Below are 12239 nucleotides of genomic sequence, written 5' to 3' on the forward strand. Positions count from 1 at the left end.
TGAGTTTGCGCCCCACCGAAACTTTGATAATCGTTACATGTTGATAAAAGTGAAGTCTGCCGTATCCTGGATGCGTGCTCGTCTGTCTGCCATCTCACTGGCAGATATCCAAAAACACCTGGCGAAAATCATCATTCTGGCACCGATGGCGGTGCTGCTGATCTATCTGGCTATCTTCAGCCAGCCTCGCTATATGAGCGAATCGAAAGTCGCCATTAAACGCTCAGATGATTTAAACAGCGGCAGCCTGAATTTTGGTCTGCTTCTGGGCGCCTCTAACCCCAGTTCCGCAGAAGATGCGCTGTATCTGAAAGAGTACATCAACTCGCCGGATATGCTGGCGGCGCTGGATAAGCAACTGAATTTTCGTGAAGCGTTTAGCCACAGCGGGCTCGATTTTCTTAATCATCTCAGCAAGGATGAAACCGCAGAAGGCTTCCTCAAGTACTACAAGGATCGTATCAACGTTTCGTATGACGATAAGACCGGATTGCTGAATATTCAGACGCAGGGCTTTAGCCCGGAGTTTGCGCTTAAATTTAACCAGACCGTGTTGAAAGAGTCAGAACGCTTTATCAATGAGATGTCGCATCGCATTGCGCGCGATCAGCTTGCCTTTGCAGAAAGCGAGATGGAAAAAGCGCGCCAGCGTCTGGATGCCAGCAAAGCGGAACTGCTCTCTTATCAGGACAGCAACAACGTCCTGGATCCACAAGCCCAGGCGGAGGCGGCGAGCACATTAGTCAATACGCTGATGGGTCAGAAGATCCAGATGGAAGCGGATCTGCGTAACTTGCTGACATATCTGCGTGAAGATGCACCACAAGTGGTGAGCGCGCGTAATGCGATTCAGTCATTGCAGGCACAAATCGATGAAGAAAAAAGCAAAATCACGGCGCCACAAGGTGACAAATTAAACCGCATGGCAGTGGATTTTGAAGAAATCAAATCAAAAGTAGAGTTCAACAGCGAGCTGTACAAACTGACCCTGACCTCCATTGAAAAGACCCGTGTAGAAGCGGCTCGTAAGCTCAAGGTGCTGTCGGTTATCAGTTCGCCACAGTTGCCGCAGGAATCGTCTTTTCCAAACATCCCTTATTTGATCGCCTGTTGGTTGCTGGTGTGCTGCCTGCTGTTTGGCACCCTGAAACTGTTGCTGGCTGTTATTGAAGATCACCGAGATTAACGCTGTCGCTGAATGAGTTTGTGATGAAATTATTTAAATCAATTTTACTGATTGCCGCCTGTCACGCGGCGCAGGCCAGCGCGGCCATTGATATTAACGCTGACCCAAACCTGACAGGAGCAGCGCCACTGCCCGGTATTCTGAACGGGCAGCAGTCGGATACGCAAAACATGAGCGGCTTCGATAATACCCCACCGCCAGCGCCGCCGGTGGTGATGAGTCGTATGTTTGGTGCTCAACTTTTCAACGGCACCAGCGCGGATAGCGGTGCGACAATGGGATTCAACCCTGACTATATTCTGAATCCGGGCGATAGCATTCAGGTTCGTTTATGGGGGGCGTTTACCTTTGATGGTGCCTTACAGATTGATCCCAAAGGCAATATTTTCCTGCCGAACGTTGGTCCAGTGAAAGTTGCTGGGGTTAGCAATAGCCAGTTGAACACTCTGGTTACATCAAAAGTGAAGGAGGTGTACCAGTCCAACGTCAACGTCTACGCCTCCTTATTACAGGCGCAGCCAGTAAAAGTGTACGTGACCGGCTTTGTGCGTAATCCCGGTCTGTACGGCGGCGTGACGTCTGATTCTTTACTGAATTATCTGATCAAGGCTGGCGGCGTTGATCCAGAGCGTGGGAGCTACGTTGATATTGTGGTCAAGCGCGGCAACCGCGTGCGCTCCAACGTCAACCTGTACGACTTCCTGCTGAACGGTAAACTGGGGCTTTCGCAGTTCGCCGATGGTGACACCATCATCGTTGGGCCTCGTCAACATACGTTCAGCGTTCAGGGCGATGTCTTCAACAGCTACGACTTTGAGTTCCGTGAAAGCAGCATTCCCGTAACGGAAGCATTGAGCTGGGCGCGCCCTAAGCCTGGTGCGACTCACATTACGATTATGCGTAAACAGGGGCTGCAAAAACGTAGCGAATACTATCCGATCAGTTCTGCGCCAGGCCGTATGTTGCAGAACGGCGATACCTTAATTGTGAGCACTGACCGCTATGCCGGCACCATTCAGGTGCGGGTTGAAGGCGCGCACTCCGGTGAACACGCCATGGTGCTGCCTTATGGTTCAACCATGCGTGCGGTTCTGGAAAAAGTCCGCCCGAACAGCATGTCGCAGATGAACGCGGTTCAGCTTTATCGCCCATCAGTGGCTCAGCGTCAGAAAGAGATGCTGAATCTCTCGCTGCAAAAGCTGGAGGAAGCGTCACTTTCTGCCCAGTCCTCCACCAAAGAAGAAGCCAGCCTGCGAATGCAGGAAGCGCAACTGATCAGCCGCTTCGTGGCGAAAGCGCGCACCGTGGTTCCGAAAGGTGAAGTGATCCTCAACGAGTCCAATATTGATTCTGTTCTGCTTGAAGATGGCGACGTCATCAATATTCCGGAGAAAACATCGCTGGTTATGGTTCATGGCGAGGTGCTGTTCCCGAACGCGGTGAGCTGGCAGAAGGGAATGACCACCGAGGATTACATCGAGAAATGTGGTGGCCTGACGCAAAAATCGGGTAACGCCAGAATTATCGTCATTCGTCAGAACGGTGCAGCCGTCAACGCGGAAGATGTGGATTCACTCAAACCGGGCGATGAGATTATGGTTCTGCCGAAATATGAATCGAAAAACATTGAAGTTACCCGTGGTATTTCCACCATCCTCTATCAGCTGGCGGTGGGTGCAAAAGTAATTCTGTCGTTGTAAGGAGTTGAAATGAGCAAAGCAGTTATTGTCATTCCGGCTCGTTATGGCTCATCGCGCCTGCCGGGTAAGCCGCTACTTGATATTGTTGGCAAACCGATGATCCAGCATGTTTACGAGCGTGCGTTGCAGGTGGCGGGCGTCGCAGAAGTTTGGGTGGCAACTGACGACCCGCGTGTTGAACAGGCCGTACAGGCGTTTGGCGGGAAAGCCATTATGACGCGTACCGATCATGAATCCGGCACCGATCGGCTGGTCGAAGTGATGCATAAAGTCGATGCAGATATCTACATTAACCTGCAGGGCGACGAACCTATGATTCGCCCGCAGGATGTAGAAACGCTGCTGCAAGGAATGCGTGACGATCCCGCGTTGCCGGTGGCAACGCTATGCCACGTGATATCTGCCGAAGAGGCGACTGAACCCAGCACAGTAAAAGTGGTTGTGAATACCCGCCACGATGCACTTTATTTCAGCCGTTCGCCGATTCCGTATCCGCGTAATGCTGAAAAAGCACGCTATCTGAAACACGTCGGTATTTACGCTTATCGTCGCGATGTGCTGCAAAACTACAGCCAGTTACCAAGGACGGCATTAAGTCAAATCGAGGAACTGGAGCAGCTACGGTTAATGAACGCGGGGATCAACATTCGCACGTTTGAGATTGCCGCAACCGGTCCGGGCGTTGACACCCCTGCATGTCTTGAAAAAGTGCGCGCTCTGATGGCACATAAACTGGCTGAAAACGCATGATTGGCATTTTCTCGTCTGGCATCTGGCGTATTCCAAATCTGGAGAAATTTCTGGCGCAACCGTGCCAGAAACTTTCTCTGCTGCGCCCTGTTCCGCAAGAAGTTGATGCTATCGCCGTGTGGGGACATCGCCCCAGCGCGGCGAAACCAGTCGCCATCGCCAAAGCAGCGGGAAAACCGGTCATCCGTCTGGAAGATGGATTTGTGCGCTCGCTGGATCTTGGTGTCAATGGTGCGCCGCCGCTTTCTCTGGTGGTGGATGATTGCGGCATTTACTACGATGCCAGCAAACCTTCGGCGCTGGAGAAACTGGTACAGGATAAAGCTGGAAATGCGGCATTGGCAGATCAGGCCAGAGAAGCGATGCACACCATCGTGACCGAAGATTTGTCGAAATATAACCTGGCACCTGCGTTTGTGGCTGATGAGTCAGAACATTCAGACATCGTTCTGGTTGTCGATCAGACATTTAATGATATGTCAGTGACGTATGGTAATGCGGGTCAGAATGAGTTTGCCGCCATGCTAGAGGCCGCGATGGCGGAAAATCCTCAAGCGGCAATTTGGGTGAAGGTGCACCCAGATGTACTGGAAGGAAAGAAAACAGGTTATTTCGCCGATCTGCGCGCCACGCAACGAGTACGTTTGATTGCGGAGAATGTCAGTCCGCAATCGCTGTTGCGACACGTTTCCAGGGTTTACGTCGTGACCTCCCAGTACGGCTTTGAAGCCTTGCTGGCAGGAAAACCGGTGACATGCTTCGGTCAGCCCTGGTATGCAGGCTGGGGCTTAACGGACGATCGTCATCCGCAGTCCGCTTTGTTATCTGCCCGACGCGGTTCTGCCACGCTGGAAGAACTTTTTGCCGCTGCATACCTGCGTTACTGTCGCTATATCGATCCGCAAACGGGAGCAGTAAGCGATCTGTTTACTGTGTTGCAATGGCTGCAATTACAACGCCGACATCTGCAACAGCGTAATGGCTATCTATGGGCGCCAGGCTTAACGCTGTGGAAGTCGGCGATCCTGAAACCTTTCTTACGAACGGCGACAAACCGGCTGAGTTTTTCACGTCGCTGTACTGCGGCAAGCGCCTGCGTGGTATGGGGTGTAAAGGGAGAACAGCAATGGCGAGCCGAAGCGCAGCGAAACTCACTGCCATTATGGCGAATGGAAGATGGTTTTCTGCGTTCATCCGGACTTGGCTCTGACCTGCTGCCGCCGTTATCGCTGGTGCTGGATAAACGCGGTATTTACTATGACGCCACGCGCCCCAACGATCTGGAAGTGCTGCTGAATCATAGCCAGCTAACGCTGGCGCAGAAGATACGAGCTGAAAAATTACGCCAGCGACTGGTTGAAAGCAAACTGAGCAAGTACAACCTGGGAGCCGATTTCTCTCTACCAGCCGAAGCCAAAGATAAAAAAGTTATCCTGGTGCCGGGTCAGGTAGAGGACGATGCCTCTATTAAAACAGGCACTGTCTCGATTAAGAGCAACCTTGAGTTATTACGCACAGTACGCGAGCGTAATCCGCACGCCTACATTATTTATAAACCGCACCCGGATGTACTGGTGGGGAATCGCAAGGGCGATATTCCGGCAGAAATGATTGCTGAACTTGCTGATTATCAGGCACTGGACGCAGATATTATTCAATGCATTCAGCGCGCAGATGAAGTGCATACCATGACGTCACTGTCGGGATTTGAAGCGTTATTACATGGCAAGCACGTACATTGTTACGGCCTGCCCTTCTATTCCGGTTGGGGTTTAACCGTTGATGAACATCGCTGCCCGCGTCGCGAGCGAGAATTAACGTTAGCGGATCTGCTATATCAGGCGCTAATTGCTTATCCAACCTATATCCACCCAACACGGCTACAACCTATTACGGTTGAAGAGGCGGCGGAATATTTGATCCAGACTCCGCGCAAGCCGATGTTTATTACCAGAAAAAAAGCGGGGCGAGTAATACGTTATTACCGCAAATTAATTATGTTCTGCAAGGTCAGATTTGGCTAAACAATTTCATAGTTGACTATTACACAAATTATTTATGCAAGGTAATGCACTAACCGTTTTATTATCCGGTAAAAAATATCTGTTATTGCAGGGACCGATGGGACCCTTTTTCAGTGATGTTGCCGAGTGGCTAGAGTCATTAGGCCGTAACGCTGTGAATGTAGTATTCAACGGCGGGGATCGTTTTTACTGCCGCCATCGACATTATCTGGCTTACTTCCAGACACCGAAAGAGTTTCCCGGATGGTTGCGAGATCTCCACCGGCAATATGACTTTGACACTATCCTCTGCTTTGGCGACTGCCGCCCATTGCATAAAGAAGCAAAACGCTGGGCAAAGTCGAAAGGTATCCGCTTCCTGGCATTTGAAGAAGGATATTTACGCCCGCAATTTATTACTGTTGAAGAAGGCGGAGTGAACGCATATTCATCGCTACCGCGCGATCCGGATTTTTATCGTAAGTTACCAGATATGCCTGCGCCGCATGTTGAGAACTTAATACCTTCAACAATGAAACGTATTGGCCATGCGATGTGGTATTACCTGATGGGCTGGCATTACCGTCATGAGTTCCCTCGCTACCGCCACCACAAATCATTTTCCCCCTGGTATGAAGCACGTTGCTGGGTTCGTGCATACTGGCGCAAGCAACTTTACAAGGTAACACAGCGTAAGGTATTACCGAGGTTAATGAACGAGTTGGATCAACGTTATTATCTTGCCGTTTTGCAGGTATATAACGATAGCCAGATTCGTAACCACAGCAGTTATAACGATGTACGTGACTATATTAATGAAGTCATGTACTCATTTTCGCGTAAAGCGCCGAAAGAAAGTTATTTGGTGATCAAACATCATCCGATGGATCGTGGTCACAGACTCTATCGACCATTAATTAAACGGTTGAGTAAGGAATATGGCTTAGGTGAGCGCGTCATTTATGTGCACGATCTCTCGATGCCGGAATTATTACGACATGCAAAAGCGGTGGTAACAATTAACAGTACGGCGGGGATCTCTGCGCTGATTCATAACAAACCACTCAAAGTGATGGGCAATGCCCTGTACGACATCAAGGGCTTGACGTATCAAGGGCATTTGCACCAGTTCTGGCAGGCCGATTTTAAACCGGATATGAAACTGTTTAAGAAGTTTCGGGGGTATTTATTGATGAAGACGCAGGTTAATATGGTTTATTATGGGGGAGTAAGCATTGGAGAAAAAAATAGGTATGAAAGTGATTACTCCTATTATTCAAAGAAACCGCATCATAATGACTAATAATCAGATAATCTACTAATTTTTTAATCAAAAAAATAATTATGTAAAACTAACTATATGGATTAATGTGTTCATTAGCTTTAGTTGCTAAAAATTAGCAAGTTATATATTTATTTACATCTATAATTTTCGGGTGATGACATTGCCCAGGTTACTCCAGAAGATATGGTGTTTGCCGGCGCCCCGGATATAACCTGATTAGATGTAAAAAATTTATTTTCCACAATACAACCGGCAGACACATAACATTCATCAGAAATATGTGTTCCTTTTAGCAACATCACACGTGGCCCAATCCAAACCCTATCCCCTATATTTATAGGTTGGCCCGGATTTAATAAGTAGCCATTGCTATCAAGAAGGGAATGCTCGTCCTGACAACAAATATTAACATCGCTACCTATAACGCAACCATCTCCTATTTTACAACAATTATCGCCATTCAAATAAATATCTAGCTGCTTATCAATAATGCATGAATTTCCAATAAATACTTTTCCACCAATATTATTATTCAATATTGATAAGTTATTATATTTTGAATTTCCTAAATGAACATAACCTCCACTATTTAATAAAATTGTAGAATCCTTGAAAGTGGCTCCATCTTCAATTACCACCATATTATTAACACCACTGAATTTCAACATTAAACCAGGAACAGATTGATATGTACCATCTGATGCATACTCTATTTTATTTCCATATATAATTGTATTCTTATTAACTTTAAAATCTTTATACTTATGAAATAATGAATATAACTCTTTAATTTTAGATTCAGATTTTGAACATTGCAAAAGTTTAATATCACCTGTAGAAATCTTGTTTATTTTTTCAATCCCAATGGAATCTTTCCCATAAATATCATATCCAGTTGCATGATCTATATATCGTTTTACGTACTCTTCAAAGTTTATAGACTCATTATAAAATGAATAACAATGATCAGCTTTGATAAAGTTAAGGTTCAAATGTTTTATTACACTAGGGTATAAGGGAACGTGAATATGATTTTTAGAAAAAGGATATATATCAATATTTCTTTTTTTATTAATTCCCAAACAATCAAGAATGCTATTTGTTAACCATAAAAAATAATCGTTTGTTGGGTGATTTACTGTCACCGACATATAATTACTGTAAATGGCATTTTTTAAATATGGTACTGACGGTATATCAACTTTATTTAAATTTTCGCGTTGATTTAGATCGTTAAGTGTTTTTGTTAAATTATCTGTTATTGTTTTTTCATCATAAAAGTCAGGATCAGAAACTATTTTTATGATATTTTCTGTGCGAACATTTGCTGACAGCAAAGAATTTATATTATTATCGCCATATGGAAATAATCCTGAAGGGGCTATTGAGTATTTCCTATTTGGTCTAATTACAGGGTTTTTTGCGTGCTGAGGGAAGTAAGCAGAGAGCCAAAAATTAGGAATTGATATCCGAATGCAATCCGGACGCAATTTACTACAAATATGATCTGTGCAAAAAAAAGGATCAAATGCTGGCGATACATGTTGATATATAAAAAGATCAATTTTGGATAATGTATCATCATCCAAATAAGATTTATCCTTTAGATACACATCTTTGACCTTAACCAAGTTGAAATAATTTATAAAGTCAGTTTGTTCAAGAAAATTTTGTAGATGTGTATGCTGGCAATTTCCATAAATCATACATAATTTTTTCATAATGCACCGCCTATATAATACTCATTACGTTTTTCCATACAATCCATCTCATATTTAAGGGAAGGACAAATAAGTTGTTTACTGTAGTTGCCCCCCCATAAATCTAATTACATCATTTTATATTTCATGGAGCCTTTAATACTTTAAACAACAACATTAGAATTAATTTAGACGTTTCAAATATAATTCACGACCCTTATCCCAAATCCGTTTTGTAATTTCATTTTTATAAAACTTACGTTTGAAATAGATAAAGGCATTTCTCTTCAAATCAACATCTTTTGGAGTTGACTCAGGAACAGGATTAGATATTTTTTTACTATTCTCTTTATTTGGAGCGATTTTTTTTACTGACTTCGTAGCAGTAACCGGCTTTTTAAGTGGTGGATAAATTACAGGGACATGTTTATCCTCATATAAGGGATCATCCGCAACATACTGATTTAATAACAATTGATCTGTAGTGTTACTGCAAAGATAAGATAATGGATATACAAATACATCCCGGGTTTGAGAGTTGATATATCCCCATTTATCTTTAAATAAAGAAATGTAATCTTTACAGAACTCCTTCATATATACTTGCGATTTTAGAGTTAAAAGAGAAGTTGCTGTAAGCTCAGACGGAAAAACAATTGGTTTTACTTCCGATTCTGATTTCTCATAGCCGTAGCAAGTGGATGTTAAGGCATCTGATAATAGGAGCTCATAAAACGATGGCATAAATACCCGGCGCCCCCGTCTAAAGGGGTTAAATGTATCTACTAAGTAGCTATTTATGTCATTTTCACATTTATGTTTCTTTTCTCTAAACATAAATAAAGGTATATCAACTCCCATAAGATCAGATAATATATCACGGCTAGTTCCTCTTGCCCCCAAGTCAAATACAGCAAATTTCTTATTTTCGGTGATACTAGTAATATATTCAATCAAATGCTTATTTTTTTTATTTACTTCATTATTACATTCAGCAAAATCATAATATTTATGTATGAAGTGAGAAATTTCATTTTTACTTTTATTACTATCAGAAGATAAATTCAATTTCAACTCTTGCACTAAGTTTTTAGCTATTTTGTCATTTGAAACGTCTATATTAAATACGTAATCTAAAAAACTTTTGACATTTAACTTTGAATTATAAAGAGACAGCAACGTACCTCTTAATGCTTTATTTTTATATGCTGATAATGTAGCTGTTCTGGATATATAAAAGTATATGCCTTTAGGTAACTGCTGATTATAAATCTCTTCATTTATATAATTATAGACATCAAAAATAACTCTCGAATCTCTTGATGAAAAAAGTATTTTTTCATAATTACTATTTTTGGTATTTTGTATAAGCCAGTGAGTTAAACTTAAAACTAATGGCCCGAAAATATAATAACCAAGAAGTGCACTTGAATTATTGATAGATGTTTTATGATCAAATGGAACAAATGGATTATCAAATAGCTTGTTAGCGATCATTCCTAGATGGAATAAAAAGTTCTCTTTGTAGACAAAACCTAATACATCAGGCTTAAACAGATTATTTTTCTTAAACTCATCGATGGCTTTAGGATAATGCTCTGCCAGTAATCCATTATCGACAGCTCGCTGAACATCAGATCTTAAGTTATCACCAATGAATAGAGTTTTAGACGCATCAAAACCTTCTTTCCATAATATGAGTTTGAATAAGGAACCATTATGTTTTACTTTATTATACTCACATGAAATGTAAACTGGCACTTTTTCGATTTCATACCCATTACTTATTAAAATATCTTTTAATAAGGCTTCTGGCAAGTACATATCCGAAGCAATGAATACATTTTTATGATGAATTTTAGCCAGTGAAAAATATTCTAACATCGTTTCTCTTGGAGTGAGTAACTGACGTTCCATTTCACATTCAATATTTTTTATTTTACTTATTACATCATCTGTAAATCCTGTACTTTCCTGTAACTTATTATATATATCATCTAGCGTTACTTCTATTTTACCTTGTCTAGCCAAGCTTTCAGCATGAATTCTTGTTGTCGCAAAACTAAAGCTCCTCAACTTTGTTATTTTATATACATCTTCTTCTATTAGATAGAATAAATCTGTTGGTTTAACCAACGGACGGCATAACAACGTATCAAAAATATCAAACCCAACATTTTTGATATTATCATTAATTAAATAACCAAGAATTTTTTCTAATTTGGTTTGTTCGTAATTTATACGTGGCGTATTATTCTGAAAAAGAAGTTGCTGTGACAATCTTGTTTTATATCCACGAATTGTCCCTAATTGCGGCAAATAGTTAATATAATCATTATCTTTAATATTTTTAATTATACTTTTTAAATATAAAAAACTATTTTTTTCATTGCGTAAGAAACGTATATTAACTTTATGTGTCAATACATACTTTATTAACTTATTACTGATATCAATATAATTAGATGGAAGAGTTACATTCGTAGATAAATAATCGTATATGTGGTCAATTGTATTAATTGAAAATTTGGCATTAGGACTATTTCCATAGCTGAAAATTGGTTTTCCTAAAAGCATGGCTGGCATATATATATTTGAATACACATTTACGACAGCGTCAACATAAGGAAGTATCCGTATAGAAATATCATTATCGATAGATGAAAGCTTATCGATATCGATTATTCTTTCATTATGATTGATGTAATGATCATTTTCCGACTTGTCTAACGAATGTTTTGAATAAACTATTGCACAGTCATTTGGGATTCGCTCTAAAAGAAATTGTAAAAAAGCCGAATTAGACGAGAAACCAGAATATTTTTTAAATCGTAAAGAAGGGAAATTTCCCGGATAAAAGATTAAATATTTAAACTTATTTTCAGGATCGAGAGTTTTTCTATTTATCTGAGTTTCGAATACAATATTATTTTGATAATATTTTTTTAAGTTTTGTATATCAACAATATCCTCCGGCGATACTTCAATTTTTTTTATAGACTCAAAAAATACATCTTCATATTTCTCATTTTTTGTCGATACATTAAATAATACATCAGGATTTTTATTTTCTAATCGCCAGAAACCAGTGTGCGACCCCTCAAGAAAAATACTATCTTTAAAAAGCTCAGAAAAAATATCAGAGCAATACTCCCAGTAAATGATAACATCAGGATTTAAGTTTCCTAGCTTATTCCTAAAAAATTCAGTCAGATGTTCTTTCAGCTTTGTTGAAATGTTATTATTAATAATCATTTCAACCGTTGTATCATAGTAATCCAATATATGTTTTATTTCTGAATCTGAAATATTAATTACTGTCACATTATTCTTTGTTAAATTCTGTCTTATTTCTCTTTTTTCCAAAACAGAATCCAGTGCTAAATAAGTGACTTTTAGGTCTTTTTCTTTTTTTGCATATCGCCCAAGAAAGTCAGCATTAAGATCAAACTTTGCTACAAAACTTCTTTCATCAATGCTTTTATCTAAATCGATAAAAACATCCATATAATAAAGAATCTGCATCTTATATCTCTCAATTATTTAATTAATACAAAGAAATGTGAATGCTATATAAAATTTACACATTCATTTGATAAGAAATGACTCAGCCTA

General features: G+C 41.1%; 7 protein-coding genes. 5 read left to right on the forward strand and 2 right to left on the reverse strand.

From position 1 onward, the window contains the following. Positions 1 to 37: 37 nt before the first annotated feature. From FC814_RS07485 to FC814_RS07505, 5 genes are read left to right on the forward strand one after another with little or no spacing between them, the layout of a single operon-like run. On the forward strand, positions 38 to 1186 hold the full coding sequence (locus FC814_RS07485) for a capsule polysaccharide export inner-membrane protein kpsE (protein WP_000905918.1): 1149 nt from the start codon (positions 38 to 40) through the stop codon (positions 1184 to 1186). A 23-nt stretch (positions 1187 to 1209) separates the two neighbouring features. After that, positions 1210 to 2886: a polysaccharide biosynthesis/export family protein gene (locus FC814_RS07490; RefSeq protein WP_137325749.1), complete on the forward strand. Its 1677-nt coding sequence runs from the start codon at positions 1210 to 1212 to the stop codon at positions 2884 to 2886. Positions 2887 to 2895: 9 nt separating this feature from the next. Continuing rightward, positions 2896 to 3636, forward strand: a complete 741-nt coding sequence (gene kdsB, locus FC814_RS07495; RefSeq protein ID WP_032256273.1) for a 3-deoxy-manno-octulosonate cytidylyltransferase — start codon at positions 2896 to 2898, stop codon at positions 3634 to 3636. Continuing rightward, a complete protein-coding gene (locus tag FC814_RS07500) occupies positions 3633 to 5660 on the forward strand; it encodes a capsular polysaccharide biosynthesis protein (protein ID WP_032256276.1) in 2028 nt (675 codons plus the stop codon). The genes kdsB and FC814_RS07500 overlap by 4 nt, the downstream gene beginning before the upstream one ends. Positions 5661 to 5694: 34 nt before the next feature. Next, positions 5695 to 6942, forward strand: a complete 1248-nt coding sequence (locus FC814_RS07505) for a capsule biosynthesis protein (protein ID WP_105906543.1) — start codon at positions 5695 to 5697, stop codon at positions 6940 to 6942. A gap of 110 nt (positions 6943 to 7052) precedes the next feature. On the opposite strand, the gene FC814_RS07510 is transcribed toward FC814_RS07505, so the two are convergent. Together FC814_RS07510 and FC814_RS07515 are read right to left on the reverse strand one after the other, a co-directional pair. Then, on the reverse strand, positions 7053 to 8645 hold the full coding sequence (locus tag FC814_RS07510; RefSeq protein WP_105906542.1) for a WcbI family polysaccharide biosynthesis putative acetyltransferase: 1593 nt from the start codon (positions 8643 to 8645) through the stop codon (positions 7053 to 7055). A gap of 162 nt (positions 8646 to 8807) precedes the next feature. Then, a complete protein-coding gene (locus FC814_RS07515) occupies positions 8808 to 12149 on the reverse strand; it encodes a capsule biosynthesis protein CapA (RefSeq protein ID WP_105906541.1) in 3342 nt (1113 codons plus the stop codon). Positions 12150 to 12239 lie beyond the last annotated feature (90 nt).

This window comes from Escherichia sp. MR, assembly GCF_005280595.1.
GTDB classification, from domain to species: domain Bacteria; phylum Pseudomonadota; class Gammaproteobacteria; order Enterobacterales; family Enterobacteriaceae; genus Escherichia; species Escherichia ruysiae.